At 71.5% G+C, this 26,920-nt stretch carries 26 protein-coding genes and 1 pseudogene; 18 read left to right on the forward strand and 9 right to left on the reverse strand.

Annotated elements, in window-relative coordinates; all coding sequences use genetic code 11:
• The first annotated feature begins 8 nt into the window (after positions 1 to 8).
• The 5 genes from OHA89_RS21040 to OHA89_RS21060 all read left to right on the forward strand — a co-directional run bounded on the left by OHA89_RS21040 (position 9) and on the right by OHA89_RS21060 (position 3,529).
• Positions 9 to 839, forward strand: coding sequence for a phosphatase (locus OHA89_RS21040; RefSeq protein ID WP_406366828.1), 831 nt, complete (start codon positions 9 to 11; stop codon positions 837 to 839).
• 114 nt (positions 840 to 953) lie between these two features.
• Positions 954 to 1,163, forward strand: a complete 210-nt coding sequence (locus OHA89_RS21045) for a helix-turn-helix domain-containing protein (protein WP_008738568.1) — start codon at positions 954 to 956, stop codon at positions 1,161 to 1,163.
• A gap of 121 nt (positions 1,164 to 1,284) precedes the next feature.
• Positions 1,285 to 1,383, forward strand: a complete 99-nt coding sequence (locus tag OHA89_RS21050) for a 30S ribosomal protein bS22 (protein WP_003948845.1) — start codon at positions 1,285 to 1,287, stop codon at positions 1,381 to 1,383.
• Positions 1,384 to 1,478: 95 nt separating this feature from the next.
• Entirely contained in the window at positions 1,479 to 2,555 is a 1,077-nt protein-coding gene (locus OHA89_RS21055) for an NAD-dependent epimerase/dehydratase family protein (protein ID WP_215147332.1), read from the forward strand.
• Entirely contained in the window at positions 2,555 to 3,529 is a 975-nt protein-coding gene (locus OHA89_RS21060) for a lysophospholipid acyltransferase family protein (RefSeq protein ID WP_215147323.1), read from the forward strand. The genes OHA89_RS21055 and OHA89_RS21060 overlap by 1 nt, the downstream gene beginning before the upstream one ends.
• A gap of 111 nt (positions 3,530 to 3,640) precedes the next feature.
• On the opposite strand, the gene OHA89_RS21065 is transcribed toward OHA89_RS21060, so the two are convergent.
• The 3 genes from OHA89_RS21065 to OHA89_RS21075 form a co-directional block, all read right to left on the reverse strand.
• Positions 3,641 to 4,849 (reverse strand): DUF5667 domain-containing protein, encoded by a 1,209-nt coding sequence (locus OHA89_RS21065; RefSeq protein WP_257555705.1) that lies wholly within the window; start codon positions 4,847 to 4,849, stop codon positions 3,641 to 3,643.
• A 236-nt stretch (positions 4,850 to 5,085) separates the two neighbouring features.
• The gene (locus OHA89_RS21070; RefSeq protein ID WP_257555706.1) at positions 5,086 to 5,901 is read right to left on the reverse strand and encodes an ECF subfamily RNA polymerase sigma factor, BldN family; all 816 of its coding nucleotides are present in this window, start codon (positions 5,899 to 5,901) and stop codon (positions 5,086 to 5,088) included.
• A gap of 399 nt (positions 5,902 to 6,300) precedes the next feature.
• The gene (locus OHA89_RS21075; protein WP_215147325.1) at positions 6,301 to 7,281 is read right to left on the reverse strand and encodes an HAD family phosphatase; all 981 of its coding nucleotides are present in this window, start codon (positions 7,279 to 7,281) and stop codon (positions 6,301 to 6,303) included.
• An 80-nt stretch (positions 7,282 to 7,361) separates the two neighbouring features.
• Between OHA89_RS21075 and OHA89_RS21080 the strand changes: the two genes are divergently transcribed.
• The 9 genes from OHA89_RS21080 (at position 7,362) to OHA89_RS21120 (ending at position 16,403) form a co-directional block, all read left to right on the forward strand.
• Complete coding sequence (locus OHA89_RS21080; RefSeq protein ID WP_215147327.1) at positions 7,362 to 7,640, forward strand: glutaredoxin family protein; 279 nt, start codon at positions 7,362 to 7,364, stop codon at positions 7,638 to 7,640.
• Positions 7,641 to 7,913: 273 nt separating this feature from the next.
• Positions 7,914 to 8,723: a redox-sensing transcriptional repressor Rex gene (locus OHA89_RS21085; protein WP_215147329.1), complete on the forward strand. Its 810-nt coding sequence runs from the start codon at positions 7,914 to 7,916 to the stop codon at positions 8,721 to 8,723.
• Positions 8,720 to 10,441, forward strand: coding sequence for a glutamyl-tRNA reductase (locus tag OHA89_RS21090; protein WP_266609325.1), 1,722 nt, complete (start codon positions 8,720 to 8,722; stop codon positions 10,439 to 10,441). Before OHA89_RS21085 ends, OHA89_RS21090 begins: the two co-directional genes overlap by 4 nt.
• Positions 10,438 to 11,406, forward strand: coding sequence for a hydroxymethylbilane synthase (gene hemC / locus OHA89_RS21095; RefSeq protein WP_257555709.1), 969 nt, complete (start codon positions 10,438 to 10,440; stop codon positions 11,404 to 11,406). Before OHA89_RS21090 ends, hemC begins: the two co-directional genes overlap by 4 nt.
• The gene (locus tag OHA89_RS21100; RefSeq protein WP_266609326.1) at positions 11,403 to 13,070 is read left to right on the forward strand and encodes a bifunctional uroporphyrinogen-III C-methyltransferase/uroporphyrinogen-III synthase; all 1,668 of its coding nucleotides are present in this window, start codon (positions 11,403 to 11,405) and stop codon (positions 13,068 to 13,070) included. Before hemC ends, OHA89_RS21100 begins: the two co-directional genes overlap by 4 nt.
• A 107-nt stretch (positions 13,071 to 13,177) precedes the next feature.
• On the forward strand, positions 13,178 to 14,179 hold the full coding sequence (gene hemB / locus OHA89_RS21105) for a porphobilinogen synthase (protein WP_257555711.1): 1,002 nt from the start codon (positions 13,178 to 13,180) through the stop codon (positions 14,177 to 14,179).
• A 303-nt stretch (positions 14,180 to 14,482) separates the two neighbouring features.
• Positions 14,483 to 15,823 (forward strand): S8 family serine peptidase, encoded by a 1,341-nt coding sequence (locus OHA89_RS21110; RefSeq protein ID WP_266609327.1) that lies wholly within the window; start codon positions 14,483 to 14,485, stop codon positions 15,821 to 15,823.
• Positions 15,820 to 16,047, forward strand: coding sequence for a hypothetical protein (locus tag OHA89_RS21115; RefSeq protein ID WP_266609328.1), 228 nt, complete (start codon positions 15,820 to 15,822; stop codon positions 16,045 to 16,047). The genes OHA89_RS21110 and OHA89_RS21115 overlap by 4 nt, the downstream gene beginning before the upstream one ends.
• 83 nt (positions 16,048 to 16,130) lie before the next feature.
• A complete protein-coding gene (locus OHA89_RS21120) occupies positions 16,131 to 16,403 on the forward strand; it encodes a DUF1876 domain-containing protein (RefSeq protein ID WP_215150286.1) in 273 nt (90 codons plus the stop codon).
• 47 nt (positions 16,404 to 16,450) lie between these two features.
• Here the strand turns inward: OHA89_RS21120 and OHA89_RS21125 are convergent, their stop codons facing one another.
• Both OHA89_RS21125 and OHA89_RS21130 read right to left on the reverse strand, forming a co-directional pair.
• Complete coding sequence (locus tag OHA89_RS21125) at positions 16,451 to 17,200, reverse strand: ABC transporter permease (RefSeq protein ID WP_406366830.1); 750 nt, start codon at positions 17,198 to 17,200, stop codon at positions 16,451 to 16,453.
• Complete coding sequence (locus tag OHA89_RS21130) at positions 17,197 to 18,123, reverse strand: ATP-binding cassette domain-containing protein (protein WP_406366831.1); 927 nt, start codon at positions 18,121 to 18,123, stop codon at positions 17,197 to 17,199. The genes OHA89_RS21125 and OHA89_RS21130 overlap by 4 nt, the downstream gene beginning before the upstream one ends.
• Positions 18,124 to 18,215: 92 nt before the next feature.
• Here OHA89_RS21130 and OHA89_RS21135 point away from each other — a divergent pair, with 92 nt between their 5' ends.
• A complete protein-coding gene (locus OHA89_RS21135; protein WP_266609331.1) occupies positions 18,216 to 18,986 on the forward strand; it encodes a TetR/AcrR family transcriptional regulator in 771 nt (256 codons plus the stop codon).
• On the opposite strand, the pseudogene OHA89_RS21140 reads toward OHA89_RS21135, so the two are convergent.
• A pseudogene (locus tag OHA89_RS21140) lies at positions 18,958 to 19,044 on the reverse strand (DUF397 domain-containing protein); the annotation flags it as partial. The gene OHA89_RS21135 and the pseudogene OHA89_RS21140 overlap by 29 nt on opposite strands.
• Positions 19,045 to 19,180: 136 nt before the next feature.
• On the reverse strand, positions 19,181 to 19,978 hold the full coding sequence (locus OHA89_RS21145; protein ID WP_257559397.1) for a VOC family protein: 798 nt from the start codon (positions 19,976 to 19,978) through the stop codon (positions 19,181 to 19,183).
• 191 nt (positions 19,979 to 20,169) lie between these two features.
• On the opposite strand from OHA89_RS21145, the gene OHA89_RS21150 reads away from it, so the two are divergent.
• Complete coding sequence (locus OHA89_RS21150) at positions 20,170 to 20,691, forward strand: hypothetical protein (protein ID WP_266609333.1); 522 nt, start codon at positions 20,170 to 20,172, stop codon at positions 20,689 to 20,691.
• A 30-nt stretch (positions 20,692 to 20,721) separates the two neighbouring features.
• Here the strand turns inward: OHA89_RS21150 and OHA89_RS21155 are convergent, their stop codons facing one another.
• Complete coding sequence (locus tag OHA89_RS21155) at positions 20,722 to 23,403, reverse strand: BTAD domain-containing putative transcriptional regulator (protein WP_406366832.1); 2,682 nt, start codon at positions 23,401 to 23,403, stop codon at positions 20,722 to 20,724.
• A gap of 198 nt (positions 23,404 to 23,601) precedes the next feature.
• On the opposite strand from OHA89_RS21155, the gene OHA89_RS21160 reads away from it, so the two are divergent.
• Both OHA89_RS21160 and OHA89_RS21165 read left to right on the forward strand, forming a co-directional pair.
• Positions 23,602 to 24,492, forward strand: coding sequence for an aegerolysin family protein (locus OHA89_RS21160; RefSeq protein WP_257555719.1), 891 nt, complete (start codon positions 23,602 to 23,604; stop codon positions 24,490 to 24,492).
• A 2-nt stretch (positions 24,493 to 24,494) separates the two neighbouring features.
• Entirely contained in the window at positions 24,495 to 25,022 is a 528-nt protein-coding gene (locus OHA89_RS21165; protein ID WP_257555720.1) for a hypothetical protein, read from the forward strand.
• Positions 25,023 to 25,074: 52 nt separating this feature from the next.
• On the opposite strand, the gene argS is transcribed toward OHA89_RS21165, so the two are convergent.
• Complete coding sequence (argS, locus tag OHA89_RS21170) at positions 25,075 to 26,847, reverse strand: arginine--tRNA ligase (RefSeq protein WP_266609337.1); 1,773 nt, start codon at positions 26,845 to 26,847, stop codon at positions 25,075 to 25,077.
• Positions 26,848 to 26,920 lie beyond the last annotated feature (73 nt).

A 26,920-nucleotide genomic window follows, 5' to 3' on the forward strand; every position in this document is an offset into this window, starting at 1 on the left:
ATCGGAGGGTGTTGAGCTCCGGCGCGCTGCGTGCGCATCTGCTGGCCGCCCGGTTGGCCGGGCCCATCGCGACCTCCCGGGAGGAGAGCCTGCGCAGCTACCGGCTGTTCGCGGCGCGCGATCCGCGGGTGCTGCTCGGGCTGGATCCGGAGTGGGCCTGGGGCGAGGGTGACCTGCTGAGGCTGATGGCGGACAAGTGCGGGGTCTCGGCGGACCCGGCGCACGTCAGCGGGCCGGACGAGATCGACCCGGAGCGGACGATGGCCGCGCTGGAGGCCTTCGCGGGGCGGCTGCGGGCGGCGGCCCGGGCGCGGTCGCCCGTGCTGTTCGGGACGGGGCACCCGCACCGGCTCCTGGGCTTCTACGCCGGGTTGGCCGAGGCGATGTCGGCGGCGGGATGTGTTGTCCTCACTCCGGCGCAGGGGGTGAGTGTCGACATGGCGACCCGGTTCGGCGTACGCACGTACAGCATCGATTACGTACGAGGGGTCGCACTGGTGCGGGAGCCCGGCGTGCGGCCACCGGGGAGTGCGACCGGCGCGCACTCCCATTCGCCGCTGCCGGTTCGGCTCGCGCTGGGGGCCTTGGCGGAGGCCGGCGGGCCCTTGCCGGAATTGGTGGTGGGGGACCACGGGTGGGTCTGCGGTGCTGGTCAGCTGGGTGTGGAGGCGATCGGGCTGGCGGATACGGACGATCCCGCGCTGTTCGTCGGCGAGGCCGAGGGGCGGGTCTCGGTGGCCGTTCCACTTGATGACGCGGTGCGTGCGGACTACTACCGACCGCTTACTCGCTATGTGCTCAATCGGGCGAGTCTGTCGGGGCGCCAGGAGTGGCCGTAGCTCCTCTTCCCCACTCGTATCACGCGCCCCTACTCTGGGGAGTGAGCGTGCGACGACGAGGAGTAACCGGAGGGGAAGCCGGTGCCCGTCATGCGCGGAAGGTCAAGGTGTGTCATGGCTGCTGGCGAGAGGCCTCTCAGTGAGGTTCAGTTCCTGACCGTGGCGGAGGTTGCCTCGGTGATGCGAGTGTCAAAGATGACCGTGTACCGACTGGTGCACAACGGCCATCTGCCCGCAATCCGGGTGGGCCGGTCCTTCCGGGTCCCCGAGAATGCGGTCCACGAGTACCTCCGAGAGTCCTATGTGGGGGTGGAGTCGGCCTGAGACTGACCTCGGCACGCCCTCGGATTACAAGCTCAGAGCTCGGGACGGTAGGCTAGGCCGACGTAGGTCGTGTGGGCCCCGACGCCCCGCACCGAATGAAGAGAAGTGAGCGAGGGTAGTCGTGGGCTCTGTTATCAAGAAGCGGCGCAAGCGGATGGCTAAGAAGAAGCACCGCAAGCTGCTCAAGCGCACCCGCGTCCAGCGCCGTAACAAGAAGTAAACGGCAGCTGTACGTGTTCTCCGCAGCCCCTCCACCATTCTGGTGGAGGGGCTGCGGTGCAGCCGGGGGACTTCTTCGAGGGAGGCGCTGAACTCGTGGGGAAGGTCGTACTCGTCACCGGGGCTGCCCGGCAGCTGGGGGGCCGCTTCGTGCGGCGAATCCAGCGCGACCCGGATGTCGAGCGGGTGATCGCGGTCGACGCGGTTCCACCGCCGCACCGGCTCGGATCGGCCGAGTTCGTACGTACGGACATCAGACAGTCGGCGATCGCCCGCGTGCTGGCCGAGCACGCCGTGGACACGGTGGTCCATCTGGCGGTCACCGGCGGCAGTGTGGGGTCCGGCGGCGCGCACAGCACCGTCAAGGAAACGAACGTCATCGGGACGATGCAGCTCCTCGGGGCCTGCCAGAAGTCCCCGACGGTCCGGCGGCTCGTGGTGAAGTCCAGTACCAGCGTGTACGGGGGCACCTCGCGGGATCCGGCCGTCTTCACCGAGACCACGGAGCCGAAGTCGCTGCCGGCGGGCGGGTTCGCCAAGGACGCCGCCGAGGTCGAGGGCTATGTACGGGGCTTCGCGCGCAGGCGGCCGGACGTCGCGGTGTGCGTGCTGCGGTTCGCGAACATCCTGGGCCCGTTCGCGGATTCGGCGCTCGCCGAGTACTTCTCGATTCCCGTGATGCCGACCGTGCTGGGCTATGACCCGCGGCTGCAGTTCGTCCACGAGGACGATGTGCTCGACGTGCTGCGGCTGGCGGCGAAGGAGCCGCGGCGGGGGACGCTGAACAGCGGGACCTTCAACATCGCAGGTGACGGCGTACTGCTGCTGTCGCAGTGCTCGCGGCGGCTGGGGCGGCCGACGCTGCCGCTGCTGCTGCCCGCCGTGACGTGGGTGGGGTCGGCGCTGCGGGCGGTCGGGATCACCGACTTCTCGCCGGAGCAGATAAGGCTTCTGACGCACGGCCGGGTCGTGGAGACCTCGCAGATGCGGGACGTGCTCGGTTTTGAGCCGATGTACACGACCGCCGAGACCTTCGCGGACTTCGCGCGGAGCCGCGGGGGCGGGCTGCTGCCGCCGGAGCGGGCGGCGCGGGCCGTGGACCGGGTGGCGGCCGTGCTGAAGGTGGACGGCCTGGATGTCGACGTGGACGCGGTTGAAGGAGCGAAGCGATAGTGGCGGACGCCAAGGTCATTCCGTTCGACGAGGACCGGCCGCGCCGGCGGGCGCCCCGCAGGGTCCGGGCGGTGTCCGCTCCTGAACCGGTGGTGGAGCCGGCCGCTCCGGAGCCCGCGCCGGTGGAGGCGCGGGACGGCTGGGACCGGCGGATCGCCGGCGGGCTGGCGTTCCTGCGGCGGCGGGTCACCGGGGAGTACGAGGTCGACGAGTTCGGCTACGACAAGGAGCTGACGGACCAGGTCCTGATGTCCTTGATGCGGCCGCTGTTCGACAAGTACTTCCGGGTGGAGGTCAAGGGCATCGAGAACATCCCGGCGGAGGGCGGTGCGCTGATCGTGGCGAACCACTCGGGGACGCTGCCGCTGGACGGGCTGATGCTGCAGGTGGCGGTGCACGACCACCACCCGGCGCAGCGGCACCTGCGGCTGCTCGCGGCGGATCTGGTGTTCATGCTGCCGGTGGTGAACGAGCTGGCCCGGAAGGCCGGTCACACCCTGGCGTGCGCGGAGGACGCGCAGCGGCTGCTGGAGGCCGGGGAGCTGGTCGGGGTGATGCCGGAGGGCTTCAAGGGGATAGGGAAGCCGTTCGGAGACCGCTACAAGCTCCAGCGCTTCGGGCGGGGCGGGTTCGTGTCGACGGCTCTGCGTGCGGGGACGCCGATCGTGCCTTGCTCGATCGTGGGGGCGGAGGAGATCTACCCGATGGTCGGCAACGCGAAGACGCTGGCGCGGCTGCTGGGGATTCCGTACTTCCCGATCACGCCGACGTTTCCGTGGCTGGGGCCGTTGGGGGCGGTGCCGTTGCCGACGAAGTGGACGATCCAGTTCGGCGAGCCGATCGCCACCGCGGGTTATGCGGCGGAGGCGGCGGAGGATCCGATGCTGATGTTCAACCTGACGGACCAGGTGCGGGAGCAGATCCAGCACACGCTGTACAAGCTGCTGGTGCAGCGGCGGTCCGTCTTCTTCTGACGGTTGTGTGCCGGGGCTCCGCCCCGGACCCTCCCCCAGACTCCGTCCGGGGGGACCCCCACGCCTCGAACGCCGGCGAGGCTGGATGTGCCTCGCCGGCGTTCTCAAGTGCTACTCCGCGTCCTCCGCGTTGATGCCCAGGCCCGGCAGGAGGCCCGGGAGGAGGGGCGGGAGGGTGATGTCCGGCTTGGGCTGGTCCGGAGCGCCCGGGGAGGGCGGGGTGGACTGGCCCGCGGGCGGGATCAGCAGGTCGCCCGTACCGCCCAGGAGGCCGCCCGTGGTCGGGGGCCGGCTGCTGCTGCCCGAGGGGGACGGCGACGCGGGGCTGCCCGACGGGGTGCCGGAGGCCGGTGCGGACTGCTGCTTGCCGCTCGGAGCGCCCGGCTTGGCCGAGGTCCCGGGGGAGCCGGTGCCGCGGATCTGCTCGGGTGGCTTGGGGAGCAGGCTCTGGAGCGGTGCCACGTCTTCGTCTATGGCCTGGAAGACCGACTCCACCTCGCCGCCCACGTCCGTGAGCTGCACGGGGAGCCTCTCCCGGAGCTTGCCCCACGCGTCGCGGTGGGAGCGGGAGAACGAGGACAGCGCCTGGATCGGGCCGAGCGAGCCGTCCCGTTCGTACGCCGCCTGGAGGAGCCGGTGGCCCTCCTCCGCGTCGTGCTTCACCCCCGCCAGCGCTCGGCGGATCTCGCCCAGGGACTCGTGGTCCAGTAGGCCCGCCCGGTCACGCTCCATCAGCCTGCGGGCTTCCGACAGGCGGTTCGAGGCCTGGTCGAGATAGAGCTCGCCCCGGTCCGAATCGTCGTCGGCCATCCCGAGCTTCAGGTCCTCCATGCCCCGCTTCACGGGGTAGAGGTGGTCACCGGGCAGGGCGTCGGAACTGGCAGCGGCCACTCCGCTGAAGGCCCCTGCGGCCACACCTACGGTGAGGCCGCCTGCTGCGATGCCCTTGGACCAGCGGGAGCGGGGCCGCAATTTCCGGAGCGAGGTCGCCCGGTGGGCGCCGCGGCCGGTCCGCTGTTCGGGCACCTGAGGGTCCGAGGCGGCACCGCCCCCGGCCCTTTCCTCCATCACCATGGTCTCCATGGCGGCAACGAGCTGGGCTCGCTGCACCACTTTGACCTCTGGGTCCAGCACTGGGCGCGGCATTCGTTCGCCGAGCACGCTCGCCAGGGCCAACAGCCGGTCGTGGTCGGCAGGTTCGGCAGGTGCCTCGGACTGCTCGGCCGCCGGGTCCGGTTCCGAAAGGTCGGACAGGGTCCGATCCTCCAGGGCCTGGGCGAAGGCGTTCGCCCGCCGGTGCGGAGTCACGTTCGCGATCACTGGCGGCACCTCCTCTCGTCATGACGATCGACTCCCCAGGGTGTCCGGAAGGTTGCCTTCCTTGAGCACATCCACACTTTCGAGTGAGCGGCTTCAGGCAGGGCTTGTCCACAGGGGGTCTGCATTCCGCACAACGAGCGTCGCGGCACTTGGGTTACGGACGAAGGATGATCGGACCACAGCGTCATCGAGGGGTCACCGGATGTATGTGAGTTTGTGTTGATGTGTGAAGGGGGTCAGCGGGCGTCGTCCGGGAGGAGACGGGCCAGCGTGCGGACCGCCCGGTACTGGAGCGTCTTGATGGCGCCCTCGTTCTTGCCCATGACCCGGGCCGTCTCGGCGACCGAGAGGCCTTGCAGGAAGCGCAGGGTCACGCACTCCTGCTGCTGCGGATTGAGTTTCCGTACGGCCTCCAGCAGGGCCGCGTTGGAGAGGGACTCCAGGACGGAGTCCTCGGGGCTGCGCTCGACCTCGTTGGCGTCGAGCATCTCGCCGGTGGTGACCTCCAGCCGGAAGCGGCTGGACTTGAAGTGGTCGGCCACCAGGTTGCGGGCGATCGTCACGAGCCAGGCCCCGAAGTCGCGGCCCTGCCAGGTGAAGGTGGAGATGCGGCGCAGCGCGCGCAGGAAGGTCTCGCTGGTGAGATCCTCCGCGGTCGCCTTGCCGCCGACGCGGTAGTAGATGTAGCGGTAGACCGTGTCGCTGTACTGGTCGTAGAGGCGGCCGAAGGCCTCGGCCTCGCCGGCCTGGGCACGTTCGACCAGGTCCATCATGCGGGCCTGGTCACTGTCCGCGGTGGGGCGGCGGGGGGTGGCCTGGGTGCTCGTGCCGGCGGCGCTGTTCGAGCCCCCGGCCGCGCGACCTCGTCTGCCCACCGTCGCTCCGCCGTCGGTCAGGGCATAGCAAGGACCGGCCGGGCCGAGGCCGGCAGGGACCGCGGCGGCGAAGGCGGGGACGGCGTACGCGGTGGGGACGAAGCCACGCAGGTGGTCGAGGACCGTTGCGCGCAGCGTAGCCAGGCCCGAGGCGTCAACCCCGACAGGTGGGTACACGGGACTCCCAGAGGCAGAGCTTCCATCACGTGCAGTGCGGGACCGTTCACCCGTCGTAGCGACAGATGGCCGGTGGCATGCGTTTGAGGAGAATAACGCTTCGTACAGGCAGCGCTACACCCAGTTGCTCAAATCACCGGTTCCGACACTTCTGTTGCGTGTCGAGGGCATATTCAGTCGCAGTTGGTGATCGGTTGGTGATCACTTGGGTGCGCGGATTGGAAGCTTCCATGGGGGCTCGCGACCGAGTCGGGCAGGCCGGAGTGCCGTGTCCCGTCCGGGGGTAGGGCTGGGGGAATGCCGTGCCGGCCGTGGGGCCTGAGTGGGGCGGGGCCGGTGCGGGGCAGGCGTGGGCCGGGTCCGGGGCCGTGCGGTGGGCCCGGTGCGGGGCCGGCCTGACTACTTGCGGCGGCGGTGCAGGGCGATGGCGGCGGCCGCGCCGCCCGCGATCGCGCCGACTCCGGCGGCCGCCGGGACGCCGACCTTCACGGCCTTGCGGCCGGTCCGATAGTCGCGCAGCCGCCAGTCGTTGGTACGGGCATGCTTGCGCAGTTTTGTGTCGGGATTGATCGCGTACGGATGCCCGACCAGCGACAGCATCGGGATGTCGTTGTGCGAATCGCTGTACGCGGCGCAGCGTTCGAGATCCAGGCCCTCGGCGGCGGCCAGGGCGCGGACCGCCTCGGCCTTGGCGGGGCCGTGCAGAGGTTCGCCGACCAGGCGGCCGGTGTAGATCCCGTCGACGGACTCGGCGACGGTGCCCAGCGCTCCGGTCAGGCCGAGCCTGCGGGCGATGATCGTGGCCGTTTCGACGGGGGCGGCGGTGACCAGCCACACCTTCTGGCCGGCGTCGAGGTGGGCCTGGGCCAGGGCGCGGGTGCCCGGCCAGATCCGCTCGGCCATGTACTCGTCGTAGATCTCCTCGCCGATGGCCATCAGTTCGGAGACCTTGTGGCCCTTGACGATCGACAGGGCGCTGTCGCGGGCGTCCTGCATGTGGTCGGGGTCCTCGACCCCGGCGAGCCGGAACCAGGCCTGCTGCCAGGCGAAGCGGGCGAGCTCGCGGCGGCGGAAGAACTCGCGCTTGTAGAGGCCGCGGCCGAAGTGGAAGATCGCGGCGCCCTGCATCACGGTGTTGTCGAGGTCGAAGAAGGCGGCGGCGAGGTCGTCGCCCGCGACGGGGAACTCCGGCTCGTCCTCGTCCGCCGCGAGGGCTTCGAGGTCGGTGTCGAGGTCCGGTTCCGCGAGGTCCGGCTCCGTGAGATGCGGAGCTTCGGCAAGCGCGGTCTTCCGGGCGGCCTCGGCCGAGGCCTCGCCTGCCAGCACGCTCCGCGCGCTTGCGGAGCGTCTACGGGGGGTGAGCCATCCGAGAGCGGCCATGCGGCGAGCATAGCCACTGTGTTCGGGAGTTCTCGAACCGCTGGGAAACGGAGGCGTTAACACTTCGGGAGAATGAGGCCATGAGCCCTTTGTTGCGCCGCAAGGAAAAGAAGCGTCCCGGCGACCGGATGGTGACGCTGATCGGGAAGCCGGGGTGCCACCTGTGCGATGAGGCACAGGTCGTCATCGAGGAGGTCTGCGCGCAGACCGGTGCGCAGTGGGAGAAGAAGGACATCTCGCAGGACGCGGAGCTCTACCGGCTGCACTGGGAGCAGATTCCGGTGGTGTTGGTGGATGGCGAACAGCACACCTTCTGGAGGGTGAACCCGGACCGGCTGCGGCGGGCGTTGGAGGGCTGACCCGCATCCCGGTTACCATCATGGGCGATTTATGGGGTCTCGGGGGCGTATCTGTGAGGAGTGTGTACGGTTTTGCCCCCTTTGGGATTTGAACGGGTTCGGCGTGCCGCCGGTTCCCCGTTTACGCACTTGAGTCGCGTGACCCCGGTCACTTTGCTCGGACAAAGCGGACACAATCTTTGTGCACGCGTTCACAAAGGCATAGCCTGCTGTCGACGGGGCGGTCCTGGGACAAGTGGCCGCCTGCAGCCCCGCTCATCCCGCAGGAGCATCGTGGCAACTGGCCGAACTCACCGACCGGCGACCCGCAGCCGAGGTATTCCCGAGGCCACTGTCGCCCGGCTTCCGCTGTACTTGCGCGCCCTCACCGCGCTCTCCGAGCGATCGGTGCCCACGGTGTCCTCCGAGGAGCTCGCGGCCGCCGCCGGAGTCAACTCCGCGAAGCTGCGCAAGGACTTCTCCTACCTGGGCTCCTACGGCACCCGCGGCGTCGGGTACGACGTGGAGTACCTCGTCTACCAGATCTCCCGCGAACTCGGACTGACCCAGGACTGGCCGGTTGTCATCGTCGGCATCGGTAACCTCGGCGCCGCCCTCGCCAACTACGGCGGTTTCGCGTCGCGTGGTTTCCGCGTGGCCGCGCTGATCGACGCCGACCCGGCGATGGCCGGCAAGCCGGTGGCCGGGATGCCCGTGCAGCACACCGATGAGCTGGAGAAGATCATCGAGGAGAACGGGGTCTCGATCGGCGTCATCGCGACGCCGGCCGGTGCCGCGCAGCAGGTCAGCGAGCGTCTGATCGCGGCCGGTGTCACCTCCATCCTGAACTTCGCCCCGACCGTGCTCTCCGTGCCCGACGGCGTGGACGTGCGCAAGGTCGACCTTTCGATCGAGCTCCAGATCCTGGCGTTCCACGAGCAGCGCAAGGCCGGCGAGGAAGCCGCCGCCGCTGCTGCCGAGGGCACCTCCTCCGTGGGCGGCGCCGCCCCCGCCGCGGCCGTGGTGCCGCCGGCCGGGCGGGCAGCCGCCGAGGCGCGCAAGGGCAACCCCGAGGGTGACGTGCCGGCGGTGATGCCGGCATGAGTCTGCTCGTCGTAGGGCTGAGCCACCGCAGCGCGCCCGTGAGCGTGCTGGAGCGCGCCTCGCTGTCCGCGGACGCCAAGGTGAAGCTGCTGCACGACACCCTCGCCGCCGAGCCGGCGACGGAGGCGGCGGTGCTCGCCACGTGCAACCGGATCGAGCTGTACGCGGACGTGGACAAGTTCCACGCCGGTGTCGCAGAGCTGTCCACGCTGCTGGCGCAGCACAGCGGAGTGGCGCTGGAGGAGCTCACCCCCTATCTCTACGTGCACTACGAGGACCGGGCGGTGCACCACCTGTTCTCGGTGGCGTGCGGGCTGGACTCGATGGTCGTGGGCGAGGGGCAGATCCTCGGCCAGATCAAGGACGCGCTGGCGCTGGGGCAGGAGCTGCACACCGCCGGCCGGCTGATCAACGACCTGTTCCAGCAGGCGCTGCGGGTCGGCAAGCGGGCGCACTCGGAGACCGGGATCGACCGGGCCGGCCAGTCGCTGGTCACGTTCGGGCTCGAGCAGCTCGCCGGGGCCCGGGTGCCGGTGGGGGAGTGGGCCGCCGGGAAGCGGGCGCTGGTGATCGGGGCCGGGTCGATGTCCTCGCTGGCCGCGGCCACGCTGGCGCGGGTCGGTGTCGCCGAGATCGTGGTCGCGAACCGGACCGCCGAGCGGGCGGAGCGGCTGGCGGAGATTCTGGTTGCCTCAGGCACGGGTGTGCGGGCTTCGGCCATCGCCATGGCCGGTGTCGCCGAGGAGCTGACACGAGTCGATGTGGTGGTGTCCTGCACCGGTGCCACGGGGCTCGTGCTGACCGACGATGACGTGCTCGCCGCCGTGTCCTGGGGCTCCGTCCCGGACCCCGCGCCTCAAACTCCCCCAGCTACCGCTGGGAGGGGCCCCCAGGCGGGGCTGACTTCGGCTCCGGCCGGAGGTTCGCCTGCCGCCGCGGGGCTGGATTCGGCCGATGTCGTGGCTCGGCTGGCTGCCGCTGCCATGACGCACGGCCGGCTGGCCGATGCCGGGGCCGCGCGGACGATGCCCGCCGCCGTGGAGGCCGACGGGTGTCCCGTCGGGCCCGACGGGCGGGCGGCGCTGACCGGGGTCGACGCCAACTCGCTCGAGCTGCACGGGACCTGGGCCGACCAGGGCGAGGCCGCCGCGCAGCGGCAGCCCCGGCGCGGCACCCGTACGCACGCCGACGGTCCGACCGCGCGGCTGGCGCTGCTGGACCTGGCCATGCCCCGGGACATCGACGCGGCCGTGCACCGGATCCCGGGCGTGCGGCTGGTCGACATCGAGAGCCTCGCCGAGGCGTCCGCGGACGCCCCGATGGCTGCCGACGTCGACGCGGTACGTGCGATAGTCGCCGAGGAAGTGGCGGCTTTCGGGGCAGCCCAGCGGGCCGCGCACATCACGCCCACCGTCGTCGCCCTGCGGGCCATGGCCGCGGAGGTCGTGGCCATGGAGGTGGCGCGGCTCGACGGGCGGGTGCCAGATCTCGACGAACGGCAGCGGGCCGAGGTCACCCAGACCGTGCGGCGCGTTGTCGACAAGCTCCTCCACGCGCCGACCGTGCGCGTCAAGCAGCTCGCGAGCGAGCCCGGCGGCGCCGGGTACGCCGAGGCGCTGCGCGAACTCTTCGACCTCGACCCTCAGACGGTGGCTTCCGTCAGCCGGGCAGACGCGGCCGAACCCCTGAACGACGACGACCCAGGACGGGCATCATGAACACACGTCCCGACCAGCCGCTGCGGCTCGGTACGCGGCGGAGCAAGCTGGCCATGTCCCAGTCGGGCCACGTCGCCGAGGCGGTACGGGCGATCACCGGCCGGCCTGTCGAGCTCGTGGAGATCACGACGTACGGCGACGTGTCGCGCGAGCATCTGGCGCAGATCGGCGGGACGGGCGTGTTCGTCACGGCCCTGCGCGAGGCGCTGCTGCGCCACGAGGTCGACTTCGCCGTGCACTCGCTGAAGGACCTGCCGACCGCGCAGCCCGATGACCTCGTGATCGCGGCGATGCCGCTGCGCGAGGACGCGCGGGACGCGCTCGTCGCCAGGGACGGCCTGACCTTCGAGCAGCTGCCCGACGGTGCCCGGATCGGTACCGGTTCCCCGCGGCGGACGGCTCAGCTGAACCACTACGCCCGCTCGCTCGGCAAGCGGATCGAGACCGTGCCGATCCGCGGGAACGTCGACACCCGCATCGGGTTCGTACGGGACGGGGAGCTCGACGCCGTCGTGCTCGCCGCCGCCGGTCTGAACCGGATCGGGCGCAGTGACGAGGCCACCGACCTGCTGTCGGTCGACCACATCCTGCCCGCTCCCGGCCAGGGAGCCCTGGCTGTGGAGTGCCTCGCGTCCGAAACGGACCTCATCGCCGCGCTCGGCGAACTCGACGACCCGTACACCCGGGCCGCCGTGACCGCCGAGCGTTCCCTGCTCGCCGCCCTCGAGGCCGGCTGCAGCGCACCCGTGGGCGCGTTCGCCGACCTGTTGGCCGACGGACAGATTGTCAATGAAATGCGCCTGCGCGGCGTCGTCGGAACCCTCGACGGCTCGACGCTGGTGCAGCTGTCCACCACCGGTCCCGTGCCCCAGTCGTACGACGAGGCCATGTCTCTCGGCCGCGAACTCGCGGACGAGATGCTGGCCAAGGGCGCGGCCGGTCTGATGGGGGAGCGATCGCTTTGAACCCCTCAAGTCCGACCACCTCCGCATTCTCGGCACTCGCCGCCCACGGACACGTCACCTTCCTCGGTGCCGGCCCCGGCGACCCGGGTCTGCTGACGCTGCGCGCCGTCGAGGCACTCGCCGCCGCGGACGTACTGATCGCGGAGCCCGAGGTGCTCGACGTCGTACGGACGCATGCGCGCGCGGGTGTCGACACGCCGCAGCTGACGATTGCTGACGAAGTGTCAGCAGCCGCCGGGGTCCCGGTGATCCGCGACGCCGCCAATCTTGTCATGGAGGCCGCACGCTCCGGCAGGCGGGTCGTGCGTGCCGTCACCGGTGACCCCGGTCTCGACGGGAACGCGGCCGAGGAGATGCTCGTCTGCGCCACCGCCGGCATCCCCTTCGAGGTGGTGCCGGGTGTCGCGACGGCCGTCGGCGTGCCCGCGTACGCCGGTGTGCCGCTCAGCGACAAGCAGGGCGCGGACGTGCGGTTCGTGGACGCGAAGAACGCGTCGGCGCGCTGCTGGAGCGAGGTGGGGGCGAGCGACGGGATCCTCGTCGTCTCCGCGACGCTGGAGACCGTGTCGAGTGCCGCCGCCGAGCTGGTGAGCGCCGGGCGCAAGCCCGACACCCCGCTGACGGTGACCGTCGCCGGTACGACCACGCGCCAGCGCACCTGGTCCGCGACGCTGGGCACGATCGCCCAGGTGTTCAAGCAGGGCAAGGTGCTCCCCTCGCCCGAGGGCGCCCGGCCGGTCATAGCCGTGGTCGGTGAGCACAGCGCCGCCGCGCGGCGCGAGGAGCTGGCCTGGTTCGAGTCGAAGCCGCTGTTCGGCTGGCGGGTGCTCGTACCGCGCACGAAGGAGCAGGCCGCCTCGCTCTCCGACCAGCTGCGTTCGTACGGCGCGGTGCCGCACGAGGTGCCGACCATCGCCGTGGAGCCGCCGCGGACCCCGCAGCAGATGGAGCGGGCCGTGAAGGGCCTGGTGACGGGCCGCTACGAGTGGATCGCCTTCACCTCGGTCAACGCCGTGAAGGCGGTGCGCGAGAAGTTCGAGGAGTACGGGCTCGACGCGCGGGCCTTCGCGGGCATCAAGGTCGCCGCGGTGGGCGAGCAGACCGCTGCCGCGCTGGTGGAGTTCGGTGTGAAGCCGGACCTGGTGCCGAGCGGGGAGCAGTCCGCGGCCGGTCTGCTGGAGGACTGGCCTCCGTACGACCCGGTCTTCGACCCGATCGACCGCGTGTTCCTGCCGCGGGCCGACATCGCGACGGAGACGCTGGTCGCCGGGCTGATCGAGCTCGGGTGGGAGGTCGACGACGTCACCGCCTACCGGACGGTGCGCGCGTCGCCGCCGCCGGCGGACACGCGTGAGGCGATCAAGGGCGGCGGTTTCGACGCCGTTCTCTTCACGTCGTCGAGCACCGTGCGGAACCTGGTGGGCATCGCCGGGAAGCCGCACAACGTGACCGTCATCGCGTGTATCGGGCCGGCGACGGCCAAGACCGCGGAGGAGCACGGGCTGCGCGTGGACGTGCTGTCGCCGGAGCCGAGCGTGAGCAAGCTGGCGGAGGCGCTGGCCGAGTACGGCGCGGCGCGCCGCGAGGCGGCCAAGGAGGCCGGCGAGACGGTGTTCCGGCCGAGCGAGCGGCGGCCGGGGGCGCGCAGGCGTCGTACGACGTGACGTACGACGTGACGTGATGTGAGTGGTGTGGGTGGGGCCCGGGCGCGGTGCGCTCGGGCCCTACGCTTGTCCGGACTGTTCTCGATGCTCGAAGAGGCGACTAGAAGATGAGCACGTACGGATCCTTCCCCGGCTCGCGGCCCCGTCGGCTGCGCACCACCCCGGCGATGCGGCGGATGGTCGCCGAGAACCGGCTGCACCCCTCGGACCTGATCCTCCCCGCGTTCGTGCGGGAGGGCATCAGCGAGCCGCTGGCGATCTCGGCGATGCCGGGCGTCGTCCAGCACACGCGGGACACGCTGCGGAAGGCCGCCGTGGAGGCGGTCGAGGCGGGGGTCGCGGGGATCATGCTGTTCGGCGTCCCGGCGGACGAGAACAAGGACGCGCTGGGGACGGCGGGCACCGAGCCGGACGGGATCCTCCAGGTCGCGATCCGCGACGTGAAGGCCGAGGTCGGCGACGATCTGGTGATCATGTCGGACCTGTGCCTGGACGAGTACACGGACCATGGCCACTGCGGGGTCCTGGACGCGGACGGCCGGGTCGACAACGACGCGACGCTGGAGCGGTACGCCGAGATGGCGCAGGTCCAGGCCGACGCGGGCGTCCACGTGGTGGGCCCGAGCGGGATGATGGACGGCCAGGTCGGCGTCATCCGCGACGCGCTGGACGAGACGGGCCACGAGGACGTTTCGATCCTGGCCTACACGGCGAAGTACACCTCCGCCTTCTACGGTCCCTTCCGCGAGGCCGTCGCCTCCTCCCTGCAGGGCGACCGCAAGACGTACCAGCAGGACCCGGCGAACGCGCGGGAGTCCCTGCGGGAGCTGGCGCTGGACCTGGAGGAGGGCGCCGACATGGTGATGGTCAAGCCGGCCGGGCCCTACCTGGACATCCTGTACCGGGTGGCGCAGTCGGTGGACGTCCCGGTGGCGGCGTACCAGATCAGCGGCGAGTTCGCGATGATCGAGGCGGCGGCGGAGAAGGGCTGGATCGAGCGGGACCGGGCCATCCTGGAAACCCTGCTGGGCATCAAGCGCGCCGGCGCGGACACGATCCTGACGTACTGGGCGACGGAGGTCGCGGGCTGGCTGCGCGCGGCCCGCTGAGGCTGCGGCCGGTCGGCCATCCCGTAGAAGACGATGCGGCCGAGCACCGCGGCGGCCGGGGCCATGAGCGCGAGCCCCACCCGCGTGCGGTGTTCGGCCGGGGGCTCCTCGGGTGGCTGCGCTGTGTTGCGGGCCTGCCTACCCGGTGCGACCGTTTTCGAGGGGGCGATGCCGACCGCCTTGCAGGCGGCGGCAATACGGGCCGACGCACGGCCGAGCCGCGCCCCACCATCCCCGGCACTGCCACTCGGTGGACCGGCGCGTCCACCAACCGGGGGAAGCGCACAGAAAGCGGGAAACCCAATGGCGAACGGACCCATGGACAGGCGCGCCTTCGGCGAGCAGCCCGAACGGCCCAACGGCAACGGCAGCGGCAGCCGCCACAGTACGGAGTACACCGGTCGGTACGTGGTCCTGCTCGATCCCGGCAACCAGGAGAGCGGACTGAACGCACTGCGTGCCGCCGCCGACATCGCGCCCGTGGAACGCGTCCGGGGAGCCGCGGCCGCGAACGTCTCCGAACTCCTCGAACGCCCGGACGTTTCGGTGCTCTTCGAAAACCTCTCTGTGGCCGTCGTCGAGGTACGGCCCGAGAACCGTTTCGCGCTGGTGACCACGGCCGAGGCGGAGGCATCGATCCTCGCGGCCGAGCCGGAGCGCATGGTCTACGCCTCGCCGATCACCACCCCGCAGCTGGCGCCGACCGATTTCTTCCCGGCCTACCGCAGCGACGAGGAGGTGGTCGCCCACCAATCCCAGGCCGAAGCCGCCGCGTCCCTGGGGCCGGCGCTGGACGAGCAGAGCATGACCTGGGGCCTCCAGGCGATCAGGGCCAACATCTCCGGCATGACCGGACACGGAGTGAAGATCGCCGTTCTCGATACCGGCGTGGACACGGACCATCCCGACCTGATCGGGTGCATCGAGGAGACGGCCTCCTTCGTGGCCGGCCAGACGGTCGAGGACGGCCACGGCCACGGCACGCACTGCATCGGCACCGTTGCCGGTCCGCGGAACCCCCGGCAGGGCCCCCGCTACGGGGTGGCGTGCGACGCGCGCATCCTCGCCGGCAAGGTGCTCGCCAACAACGGGGAGGGCCCGGACGGCGGAATCCTGGCGGGCATCGAGTGGGCGATCGCCCGCGGCGCAAAGGTGATCTCCCTGTCGCTCGGCGCTCCCGTCCGGCCGGGTGCGCTCTTCGCGAATACGTACGAGATCCTGGCCAAAAGCGCGCTCGCCATGGGGACGGTGATCGTCGCGGCGGCGGGCAACAGCAGCCTGCGGCCCGGACTCGTGGCACCCGTCGAGCATCCCGCCAACTGCCCCAGCATCCTTGCCGTGGCCTCGCTGGACAAGGCGCTGAAGACGGCGTTCGACTCCTGCGGGGGCATCAACGGCCAGGGCGGCGAGGTCGACATCGCGGGTCCCGGCGTGGCCGTGCGCTCCGCCGCCCCCGGCGGTGGCTACGCGAGGATGTCGGGCACGAGCATGGCCACGCCGCACGTCGCGGGTGTCCTCGCCCTGCTCGCTGAGGCGAACCCCACCGCCTCCGCGGCCGCTCTCAAGGCCACTCTCCTGTCCAGTGCGTTCCCTCTTCCGCAGCCCGCCCGGGACGTCGGCGCGGGTCTGCTCCAGGCCCCGTGAGCGAGTCGTCCGAGCCGGTCGGGGTCATCCTCGCGGTCGACCCCGGCCGGTTCGCGGAAGTGGTCGAGGCGCTGCGGCGTGCCGGGTTGACGGTCACCGGCGAGCAGCCGATCACCGGCACGCTCTCCGGCACCGTCGCGGAGGACCGGATCCCGGCCCTGGCGGCGGTCGACGGCGTCGCGTCCGTCGACCGGGAGCGCATCAACCGGATCTCCCCGCCGTAGCCTCCCGCCCCGGCCCCCGCTCGCGCGCCGTCCTCCGGGGGCGCACCCTGGAGGGAAGGGTGACCCCCTGGAGGTGATGCACCATGTCCACGCTTGTCGGGTGGCATGTGGAGCTCGAATTCACCGAGGAGGGCCACCGCACCAGTGCGGCGGCCCTGGTCAGACTCGGGGACGGCTCCGAGATCAGGGCGCACGGCTATGCCATGCGCCACCCCTCCGACCCGGAGCAGCTGAGGGTCGGGGAAGAGATCGCGGGCGCTCGCGCGCTCATGGATCTCGCGTCGCAGATGTTGCAGAAGGCCCATGGCGAGATCGACGAGGCCACGGGCCGCCATTCCTACCCGCTCAATCGCTGAGCAGCGAGCGGCGGGTCGACCCGTTGGCGGGTTCCTTCCGGAGCCCGTCAGCGGGTTCGTCGGTTGAAGAGGGTGGCCGCCAGGGCCACGGACACGGTTGCGATCGCCGCGCACCAGGTCAGGGCCACCCAGGGGGCGTTGCCCGGGGGCTGGTCCAGGAGGAGGGCGCGGAGGGATTCGATCACCGGGGTCAGCGGCTGGTGATCGGCGAAGCCGTGGAGCCAGCTCGGCATGGTGTCGATGGGGACGAAGGCGCTGGACGGGTAGGGCAGGAACATCATCAGGAAGGTGAAACCGCCCGCCGCCTCGGGCGACTTGGCGAGCAGGCCGAGCGTCGCGGCCAGCCAGGAGATCGCCGTGATGTACGCGACGAGGAGCGCCGCAGCGGCCAGGAAGGCGGGCGCCGAGGCCTGCGGGCGGAAGCCGATGGCGAGGGCGACGGCCAGGACCAGGGTGGTGGAGACGAGGTTGCGCAGGACCGAGGCCGTTACGTGTGCGGCCAGGATCGGGATGCCGCCGATGTTCCGGGAGCGGAAGCGGTCGATGACGCCGTTCTTCATGTCGTCGGCGACGCTGACGGCGGTGCTCGCCGCGCCGAAGCCCGCGCAGAGCAGCATGGCTCCCGGGACCACGTACGTCACGTACTGCGTTCCGGTGTCGATGGCCCCGCCGAAGAAGTAGACGAAGATCAGCATCAGCATGACGGGGAGCATCAGGGCGGTGATCAGCGCGTCCGGCTGGCGGCGGCTGATGCGCAGGCTGCGGCCGGCCAGGGCGAGGGCAGGTGTGGTTGTCATGTGGCGGCTCCCGTCAGGGTGAGGAACACGTCGTCGAGGGTGGCGCTGCGGACCGTGAAGCGGTCCACGGAGGTGCGGTCCGGGTCGAGTTCGTCGAGCAGGGCCCGGACGTGGGCGGCGCTGCCGTCGGTGGGCAGGCCGAGGGTCAGTTCGTCCGGGGAGTGGTGGACGGCCCGCCCGGCGAGCGCCTCGTAGGCGGCCTGCGTGGTCAGGGTCAGGTCGAGGCGGTGCCCCGCGACGCGGGACTTGAGTGCGGTGGGGGTGCCTTCGGCGGCGATCCGCCCGTCGGCCAGGACGGCGACGCGGTCGGCGAGCCGGTCGGCCTCCTCCAGGTACTGGGTGGTGAGCAGTACGGTCGTGCCGTCGGCGCGCAGTTCCCGTACGAGGTCCCACAGGTCCTGGCGGCTGCGCGGGTCGAGTCCGGTGGTCGGCTCGTCCAGGAAGATCACCTCCGGCCGGGAGACGAGGCTCGCGGCGAGGTCGAGGCGCCGCCGCATGCCGCCCGAGTACGTCTTCGCGGTTCTCCCGGCGGCCTCGGCGAGCCCGAACCGGGCGAGGAGTTCGTCGGCGCGAGTACGGGAGTCGCGTGCGGAGAGCCCGGCCAGGCGGCCCATCATGCGGAGCATCTCGGTGCCGGTCTGGAGGTCGTCGACGGCCGCGAACTGCCCGGTGAGGCTGATGCGTTCGCGGACGCGGGCGCGTCCGGTGGTGACGTCGTGCCCGGCGACGCGGGCGGTGCCGGAGTCGGGGGCGGTGAGGGTGGCGAGGATGCGGACGGTGGTGGTCTTGCCTGCGCCGTTGGGGCCGAGGAGTGCCAGGACGCTGCCGCGCGGGACGGCCAGGTCGATGCCGTCGAGGACGCGGAGGTCGCCGTAGGACTTGGTCAGGCCGGTGGCGTGGATACCGAGGGCGTGCAGGGTCATGAGGGGTGGTCCCCCTTTCTGCGTATGGCTTACGCTCTTCTGTGTAAGTAATACACAGAACTAGGATGGGGGTCAATCGAGTAGGGGCGGTCATGGCGGACGAGGACAGCGGGACCGGGCTCCCGACGAGCCTGGAAATGGCCTGGGGTTTGCGCGAACGCCCCGGCAAGGGGCCGCGTCCCACGCTCACGCTGCCCCGGATCGTGGAGGCGGCGGTCGCGCTGGCCGCCACGGAGGGCACGGACGCCGTGTCGATGGGCCGCGTGGCCAAGGACCTGGGCGTCTCGACGATGTCCCTCTACCGGTACGTCGCCGCCAAGGAGGAGCTGTACGTCCTCATGGCGGATGCGGGGGTCGGCGTCCCGCCGCCGCTGCCGCCCGAGGCGGACGGGTGGGGCTGGCGCGAGCTGCTCACGGACTGGGCGTACGCACAGCGGGCCGTCCTGATGACCAACTCCTGGATCCTGCGCATCCCGATCACCGCCGCGCCCGTCTCCCCGAACCAGCTGGCCTGGATGGACCGGGGCCTCGCGTCAATGGCCGGCACATCCCTGAAGGAGGGCGAGAAGCTCTCGACGATCATCCTGATCGGAGGGCTGGTGCGGAACGAGGCCACGATGGCCGCCGACATGATGGACGCCATCGTGAAATCCGGGGTCGCTCCGGAGCAGGCGCTCGGTCAGTACGTACGCACGCTGCGACTGCTGACCGGCCCGGACAGCCACCCGGCCGTGACGGGGCTGCTGGACTCGGATGCCTTCAGCGGCTCCGGCGAGCCCGACTTCCAGTTCCGCTTCGGTCTGGACCGGATCCTGGACGGCCTGGCCGAGCTGATCAGTTCGCGGAGCCGGTCCACTCCGTGAGGGCGGCCCAGGCGGCGGGGGTCAGGTCCAGCTCCGGGCCGTCCGTGACCTCGGGGTCCCGGACGCGGACCTGGGTCGCACAGTTGGCGACCTCGACGCACTCGCCGCCCTCGCCGGCACCCGGGGCGTGGTGCCCCGGGCGCCGGGCGCCGGGCGAGGTGGTGTGGTGCGAGGTGCGCTGACTATGGCAGGCATCAGGCGGGCTGTTCCGGGGCCTTCGCCGTGATCACCGCGAACGGCGCGCCCTGCGGGTCGGCCAGGACGGCCATGCGGCCCGCCATCATGTCGAAGGCCGGGGTCACGGCCTTGGCGCCGGCCTTGGTGGCCGCGGCCTGGATGGTGTCCACGTTGTCGACGTGGAAGTACGGCAGCCAGTTCGGGGGCGTGCCGGGCGGGAGGTTGTCGAGGCCCATCATCCCGGCCACCGAGCGACCGGCGACCTTGAACTCCGTGTACGCCGGGCCGCCTTCCATCTCGGACGGGGCCGTGGTGACCGGCAGGATGGCGGAGTAGAACGCGCCGGCCGCGCCGGTGTCGCCGGTGCTGAGCTCGTTCCAGATCAGCGCGCCGTGCTCGTTGACGATGCCCGCGCCGTCGAAGGTGCCCGGCTCCCACAGGCCGAAGACGGCGCCGGTCGGATCGGCGGCCACGGCCATCCGCCCGAGGTCCATGACATCCATCGGGCCCATCACGACCTGGCCCCGTGCCTCGGTGAGGGACTTGAGGGTGGAATCGAGGCCGTCGGTGGACAGGTACGTCGTCCACACGGTCGGCGGCATCGGGTCGGGGATGCTGCCGTCCGGGTTCATCGCCTTCATGATCCCGGCGACCGGCTTGCCCTTGAGGGTGCAGACGGAGTAGCCGCCCTGCTCGGGCGGGCCGATCTCGCCCTGCCAGCCGAAGAGGCCGCTGTAGAAGTCGAGGGCCGCCTGCTGGTCGGGGACCATCAGGTCGATCCAGCACGGAGTGCCGGGCTTGTAGGGGCCGTTCATGTCGGGCACTGGGCTCTCCCGTCGAATGGGGGAAGGACGGGCCGTCCCCTACCCGGCCCGTACGACCCGAACCGGGCCGAACGGGTGACGTTAGGCCCGCGTCACGTCGGCCGTTAGAGCCCTGGGGCAGCGTTCCGTTCCGTCCGGGCGCCGGGCCAGGCCCGCGCCTTCGGAGACCGGGAGATGGGGAGATGGCTGTGGAAGCAACGGTGAAGCAGTACGGGGAACGGGGCACCCGCCGAGGGCGGATGGTGCGGCGCTTGGCGACGGCGGGGGCCGCGGTGGTCCTGGCCGGTGTGGCGGCCGGCCCCGCGAACGCGGTGGCCCAGCCGGTCGCGCCGGCGGCGGAGCAGCAGGCCGTGCCGGGGATCCTGGCGGCACGCAGCACCCACGTGACGCTGGTGAACATGACCGGCCGGGGCTGGACGTTCGGAGAGGCATCGCTGCGCTCGGGGATCTGGAGCTCCCGCCTGCCCGAATGGATCGCCCCGTACTCCGCGGGCGAATGGCAGTCGGAGTCGAACGGGGCCATGACCGGCACCGAGGGGCGGGCGAGCTACTCGACCGACCAGGGTTCCGTGGAGGTCCGCTGGAGCAACCCGTTCGTCGGCAGCAACTCCTACAGCTGCCACGTACCGTCCGGCTATTGGTGCCAGCGGACCGGAGGCTCCGGCAACAACGCCTCGGTGACCTTCGAGGTGCGGCCGGTCTGAGGCCGGTGCCCGCGGGCCGCAGTCGGCGTTTCACCGCCCTGTGAGGGCCGCCGCCCGCGTCCAGCAGCGCCGGGCCTCCTCACCGCGGCCGAGGGCGCGCAGCGCCTTGCCGCAGGTGTCCAGGAGCAGCGCCCGGCGCTCCTCCGACTGCTCGTCGGAGGCGAGGGCCAGCCCCCGGCGGCAGTGGGCCAGCGCCTCGTCCGGGCGCCCGGTGGTGAGGCAGTGGGCGGCCAGGTGGTAGAGCGCCAGGACCTCGGTGTGGGGGTGATCGAGGTCCTGGGCCATCCGCGCGGCCTGTTCGCGCCGGTCCCCGGCGCCCGGCAGGTCGCCCGCGCGCTCCAGCGCGATGGCCCAGTTGATCAGGGCGATGACCTGGCCCGGCGGATCCGCCGCCCGTAACGCCAAGTCCGGTGCCAGGCTCAGGTGCTCCAGTGCCGCGGTGTGCTGCCCGTTCTCGGTGAGGACCCAGCCGAGCAGCGAGCGCAGCCGCGACTGCGCATCCGGGTCGCCGAGTCCGGTGGCAGCGGCCAGGGCGTGCTGGAGGGCCGGCTCCCAACCGTCGTGCACCTGCCGGACGATGAGCGGCCACAGCTGTACGGCGATGCGCCAGGCCAGCTCCGGGTGCCCGGCGTCGGCCGCGGCGGCGACCGCCGCGGTCAGGTTGGCCCGCTCGGTGCCCAGCCAGGCCATCGCCTCGGCTCGGTCGGCGAAGACGGGCGGCGGACCGGGCGGGAGCACCCCGGCGGGCAGGGTGCAGCAGGGCTGGCTGCCGGGTTCGGCGGCCGCCGTGGCGGCCCGGGCGGCGGACAGGTAGTGCACCAGCAGCCGCCGCAGTCCCCCGGTGTCGGCCCGGTCGGCGAAGGAACGGGCGTACAGGCGGGTCAGGTCGTGCATCAGGTACCGGTCGCTGCTCCGTTCCTCGACGAGGTGGGCCGTGGCCAGGTCCTCCAGGGCGCCGCGGGCCGCCAGGGGCGGCAGGCCGCTGAGGGCGGCCGCGGCGCCGGCGTCGAGTTCGCAGCCCACGTGCAGGGCGAGCTGGCGGAAGAGCAGTGCGGCGTCCGGCGGCAGCTGCTGCACGCTCATCCGCAGCGTCGCCTCGACACCGAGGTCCTCGCCGGACAGCAGGGAGAGCCGCTGGTGCTCGTCGACCAGACCGTCGGCCATGTCGCGCAGGGCGAGCCGGGGCCGGACGGCGAGCCGGGCGGCGGCCAGCCGCAGGGCCAGCGGAAGGCCGTCGCACAGGACGGACAGTTCCTCCGCGGCGGCGGGCTCCGCCTCCACCCGGCCGTCGCCGATGACGGCGCGCAGGACCCGCACCCCGTCGGCGGGGGCCAGCCGCTGGAGCGGCAGAAGCCGCGCGCAATCGGTGGCCACGAGACCTTCCAGCCGGTTGCGGCTGGTGACCAGCACCGTGCAGTCGGGCGTCCCGGGCAGCAGGGGACGGACCTGGACCGAGTCCCGGGCGTTGTCGAGCAGGACGAGGGCCCGGCGGCCGGCGAGCGTCGCGCGGTACAGGTTCTCCGCGGCGCGTGCCTGGGTCGGCAGACGCTCCTCCGGGACGCCGAACGCCTGCAGGAAGTCGTTCAGGACACCGGTCGTCTGGGGGCCGGTGCCGTCCGGTTCCCCGGCGCGCAGGTCGGCGTAGAGGATGCCGTCGGGGAAGTCGTCGGCGTGTGCGTACGCCCAGTGGACGGCGAGCGAGGTCTTGCCGACCCCGGCCGGGCCGGTGACCACGCTCAGCGGCGCCCGGTCCGACCGCGCGGCCCCGGTGAGCCGTGCCAGATCGTCCGCGCGGCTGACGAAGCCGGCGGGCGCGCGCGGTAACAGGAAGGGCGGCGCGGGCGGTTGCGGGCCGGCGGACGGCCGGGCGGTCGGCCGGTGTGCCGGTGCCTGCGGGGGCGTCTGTGCCGGTGCCTGCGGCGGCGTCTGCGGCGGTGCCACCGGGGTGCGTACGGCGGCCGCCGCGCGCTGCGGGGACTGCGGGGGCCGCCCGCGCAGCAGGGCCAGGTACGCCTCGGACAGCGCGGCGCCCGGGTTGACACCCAGCTCCCGGGCGAGCCGGCGCTGTGTGCGGCGGTAGAGCTCGACGGCGTCGGCCTGGCGGTCCGCGTGGTGCAGGGCGCGGACCACGGCCGCGATCAGGGACTCGCGCAGCGGGTGCCGCTCGGCGGCGGGCCGCAGCAGCGCGAGGGCCTCCGCGCCCCGGCCGCATGCGTGCAGGGCGGCGGCGAACTGCTCCAGCGCGGCCAGCTGTTCCTCCACCAGCCGGTCGGCCGCCGCGGTCATCAGCGGGGTGTCGCCCACCCCGCCGAGTACCGGGCCGCGCCACAGCCCCAGGGCCTCCCGCAGCAGCTCCGCGGGCTGTTTCCCCGGGGGCGGGGCCGCGGACCGGCGCACCAGCTCGCGGAAGCGCCACAGGTCCGCCGAGCCCGGCGCGGCGCGCAGGGCGTACCCGCTGTCCCTGGTGACGACATCGGTGTCCCGCTCGGTACGCAACAGGCCGCGCAGGGCGGACACATGGCCGTACACGACGGTCCGGGCGTGCGTCGGCGGCCGGTCGTCCCACAACGCCTCGGTGATCCGCTCGGCACCCACGGGAGCGCCGTCCGCCAGTACGAGCAGTGCCAGCAGGGCTCTGCGCTTGGGCGGCCCGAGCGGTATCTCGGCCTGCCCCGAGAAGGCCGACACCGGCCCGAGCAACCGGAAGTCCATCACGTGCCCCACCCGCCCCACGTCGTTCCTGACCGCACCTTACGAACCCATACGGACCTACTCGCGGGCGAAGAGGCATAAAGGCGTGAAGTGGTTCACCAACTACACCAACACAGCCGGAATCCGCGTTAGATCGTCGTTAGGCCGCGTCGGCAAGCTCATCGCTGCGAAGCCGGAACGAGGAACAAGGAGACAGACATGTCGACCAACTCGGGATTCCACAGAGGAGCGCGGAGCACCGCCGTCGCGGTCATGGCGGCCGCCATGGCGCTCGCCCCGGCCGTCACGGCCGTCGCCGCGACCGGGAACGACACAGCACAGCAGTCCTCGGTGGTCGCGCAGTCGGCGCGCAGCACCAAGGTGAACGTCGTCAACGAGACCTCGACGACGATGTACCGCAACTACACGGAACTCTCGCACGGGGTGTGGGACGACGAGACACCGCCGGAGACGATCGAAGGCCGGAAGTCCGCCACGTGGGGATCGCACTCCTCGGGGATGATGACGGGGACGGAAGGGGGCGCGTGGTATGCCCTCGGGAACGACGGCGAGGCCGCCATCCACTGGAACAACCCGTACGCCGGCAGTAACTCCTACAGCTGCACCGTGCCCGACGGCTACACCTGTTCGCGCACGGGTGGCAGCGGCAACAACGCGACGGTCACCTTCACCATCGGCCGGAACGGGGCGAGGGCGGCAGCCGCATCCGCCCGTGGGCAGGACGCGCCGTTCTCGGTGACCGCGGCCCGCAGCACGCAGGTCAAACTGCAGAACCGCACCCCCAACACGATGGACCGCACCTCGTCGAGCCTGGTGCACGGAACGTGGAGCGACAACATGGTCCCGCCGGACCGTGTGTACCCCTTCGGTGACGGCACCTGGCGGTCGGAGTCGAACGGCTTCATGACCGGGACGGAAGGGGAGGCGGTGTTCAGCATGCTCGACGTCGGCAACGTCAGCATCGGCTGGAACAACCCCTTCTCGGGCAGCAACAGTTACTACTGCCACGTCCCGGAGGGCTTCAATTGCAGGCAGGGCGGCGGCAGCGGCGACAACGCCGCCGTCACCTTCACCGTGACGAAGGGCTGACGATGAACCGACGCATCGCAGCGGTGGCGTGCGCCGCCGCGCTGACCTCGATCGCGGCGGGCACGGCTTCGGCCGCCCCCGCCCCCGCTCCGGCGTCCGCGTCCGCCTCCGTCGGTGTGATGGCACCGCCGGTGCCGGGGCGCACGTACGTCGTGGCGCCCCAGGACACGCCCGACCAGTGGCTCGGCGACAACGACTGGTTCGGCAGCGTGGTGTGCCAGGCCAGCCGGCTCTGGAGCGGTGACCGGCGCGACGACGCCCTGTGGCGGGTGACCGGGAACAACGACGGCTCCATATCGCTCGTGAACATGGACGCGGCCCAGAACGGCTGGAGCCTGGCCTCTTCGGGCGAGGGGATCCGCATCGCCGAGGGCAACGGCGAGGAGTTCCACTGGGACGTGGTCGCCGGTCCCGGCGGGACGGTCGCACTGCAGAACAGGCAGACGCGGCGGTTCCTGTCCATCGTCGCCGGGACGGTCGTCGGGGCCGCCCAGGCCTACTACTGGTACATGACCAACGCACGCCCCTGAAACGGCGGTGGCCCCGCCTCCCGGGAAGGGAGGCGGGGCCACGTTGCGTACGTCAGAGCTTCTCGGGGGTCCGGATTCCGAGGAGCGACATGCCCTTGTTGAGGGTGCGGGCGGTCAGGTCGCACAGGAACAGGCGGTTCTCGCCGACGACGAGCTCCGGCTGCGGCTTGACTACCGGGCACTCGGTGTAGAACGTCGTGAACAGCGAGGCCAGCTGGTAGAGGTACGCGGCCACCTTGTGCGGGGCGTGGTCCGCGGCCGCCTCCTCGATCAGCGCGCCGAACCCGTCCAGGTGCAGGCCCAGCGCCCGCTCGGCCGGAGCCAGCGCCAGCTCCGGGTGGGCCACCGGGGAACGGTCGCCCGCGTTGCGCAGGATGGACCGGATCCGGGCGTACGCGTACTGGAGGTACACGGACGTGTCACCGGTCAGCGACACCATCTGGTCCAGGTCGAACTTGTAGTCGCGCGCGGCGGAGGTGGAGAGGTCCGCGTACTTGACCGCGCCGATGCCGACCTGGAGGCCGTTCTCGACGATCTCCTGCTCGGTGAGCAGGCCGCGTTCCTCGTCCTTCGAGCGGACCACGGTGGTCGCCCGCTCCACGGCCTCGTCCAGCAGGTCCACCAGCCGGACCGTCTCGCCCTCACGGGTCTTGAACGGCTTGCCGTCCTTGCCCAGCACCGTGCCGAAGGCCAGCTGCACGGCCTTGACCTCGTCGCTCAGCCAGCCCGCCCGGCGGGCGGTCTCGAAGACCATCTTGAAGTGCAGGGACTGCCGCGCGTCGACCACGTAGATCAGGGTGGTGGCGCCCAGCTCGGCGACCCGGTTGCGGATGGCGGAGAGGTCGGTCGCGGCGTAGCCGAAGCCGCCGTCCGACTTCTGCACGATCAGCGGGGTCGGGTTGCCGTCCGGGCCCTTGACGTCGTCGAAGAACACGCACAGCGCGCCGTTGGAGCGGACGGCGACACCCGACTCCTCCAGCAGCTTGCACGTCTCGACGAGCATGTCGTTGTAGCCCGACTCGCCGACCACGTCGGAGTCCCGGATGTCCATGTCCAGCTTGTTGAAGACGGAGTAGAAGTAGATCTTCGACTCGTCCACGAACCGCTGCCACAGCGCCAGGGTCTCGGGCTCGCCGGCCTGGAGGTCCACCACCCGGGCCCGGGCCCGGGTCTTGAACTCCTCGTCGGAGTCGAAGAGGGCGCGCGAGGCCTTGTAGAGGCGGTTGAGGTTGGACATGGCCTCCTCGCCGGAGACCTCCTCGTCGGACTTGTGGTCCAGCTCGTGCGGGTGCTCCAGCAGGTACTGGATGAGCATGCCGAACTGGGTGCCCCAGTCGCCGATGTGGTGGCGACGGACCACCTTCTCGCCCGTGAACTCCAGGATCTCCACCATCGCGGCGCCGATCACGGCGGAGCGGAGGTGGCCGACGTGCATCTCCTTGGCGACGTTCGGCTGGGCGTAGTCGATCACCGTGGTGCCCGGGTTCGCCGCGAGCGGCACGCCGAGGCGGTCGTCGAGCGCCCGCGCGGAGAGGGTCTCGATGATCGCCTTGTCGGTGATGGTGATGTTGAGGAAGCCCGGGCCCGAGACCTCGATCTCCTGGATCAGGTCACCGGTCGGGATGCCCTCGACCACGGTCGTCGCCAGCTCGCGCGGGTTGGCCTTCGCCTTCTTCGCGAGCGCCAGGATGCCGTTGGCCTGGAAGTCCGCCCGGTCGCTTCGTCGCAGCAGCGGGTCGGTGGCACCGGCCTCCGGCAGGGCGGAGGCAAGGGCGTCCGCGACGCGCTGGTTGACGGAGGAAGCGAGGGAAGGGACCGAGGCCATGAGCTGCCGTTCCTGTTGAGGTGCACTTGGTTGTTCCGACAAGTGCCGAGTATCCCACGGAGGGGCCCTTGGT

The organism is Streptomyces sp. NBC_01546 (assembly GCF_045208355.1).
In the GTDB taxonomy this organism is placed as follows: Bacteria; Actinomycetota; Actinomycetes; order Streptomycetales; family Streptomycetaceae; genus Streptomyces.

Excerpts from the sequence above, each read along its gene's own strand:
- OHA89_RS21120 (WP_215150286.1), top strand. The coding sequence starts at position 16,131 with ATGTCCACGCTTGTCGGGTGGCATGTGGAGCTCGAATTCACCGAGGAG.
- hemB (WP_257555711.1), top strand. The coding sequence starts at position 13,178 with ATGAGCACGTACGGATCCTTCCCCGGCTCGCGGCCCCGTCGGCTGCGC.
- OHA89_RS21090 (WP_266609325.1), top strand. The coding sequence starts at position 8,720 with ATGAGTCTGCTCGTCGTAGGGCTGAGCCACCGCAGCGCGCCCGTGAGC.
- hemC (WP_257555709.1), top strand. The coding sequence starts at position 10,438 with ATGAACACACGTCCCGACCAGCCGCTGCGGCTCGGTACGCGGCGGAGC.
- OHA89_RS21150 (WP_266609333.1), top strand. The coding sequence starts at position 20,170 with ATGGCTGTGGAAGCAACGGTGAAGCAGTACGGGGAACGGGGCACCCGC.
- OHA89_RS21075 (WP_215147325.1), bottom strand. The coding sequence starts at position 7,281 with ATGGCCGCTCTCGGATGGCTCACCCCCCGTAGACGCTCCGCAAGCGCG.
- OHA89_RS21155 (WP_406366832.1), bottom strand. The coding sequence starts at position 23,403 with ATGGACTTCCGGTTGCTCGGGCCGGTGTCGGCCTTCTCGGGGCAGGCC.
- OHA89_RS21110 (WP_266609327.1), top strand. The coding sequence starts at position 14,483 with ATGGCGAACGGACCCATGGACAGGCGCGCCTTCGGCGAGCAGCCCGAA.
- OHA89_RS21145 (WP_257559397.1), bottom strand. The coding sequence starts at position 19,978 with ATGAACGGCCCCTACAAGCCCGGCACTCCGTGCTGGATCGACCTGATG.
- OHA89_RS21135 (WP_266609331.1), top strand. The coding sequence starts at position 18,216 with ATGGCGGACGAGGACAGCGGGACCGGGCTCCCGACGAGCCTGGAAATG.
- OHA89_RS21045 (WP_008738568.1), top strand. The coding sequence starts at position 954 with ATGGCTGCTGGCGAGAGGCCTCTCAGTGAGGTTCAGTTCCTGACCGTG.
- OHA89_RS21125 (WP_406366830.1), bottom strand. The coding sequence starts at position 17,200 with ATGACAACCACACCTGCCCTCGCCCTGGCCGGCCGCAGCCTGCGCATC.
- OHA89_RS21165 (WP_257555720.1), top strand. The coding sequence starts at position 24,495 with ATGAACCGACGCATCGCAGCGGTGGCGTGCGCCGCCGCGCTGACCTCG.
- argS (WP_266609337.1), bottom strand. The coding sequence starts at position 26,847 with ATGGCCTCGGTCCCTTCCCTCGCTTCCTCCGTCAACCAGCGCGTCGCG.
- OHA89_RS21160 (WP_257555719.1), top strand. The coding sequence starts at position 23,602 with ATGTCGACCAACTCGGGATTCCACAGAGGAGCGCGGAGCACCGCCGTC.
- OHA89_RS21080 (WP_215147327.1), top strand. The coding sequence starts at position 7,362 with ATGAGCCCTTTGTTGCGCCGCAAGGAAAAGAAGCGTCCCGGCGACCGG.
- OHA89_RS21130 (WP_406366831.1), bottom strand. The coding sequence starts at position 18,123 with ATGACCCTGCACGCCCTCGGTATCCACGCCACCGGCCTGACCAAGTCC.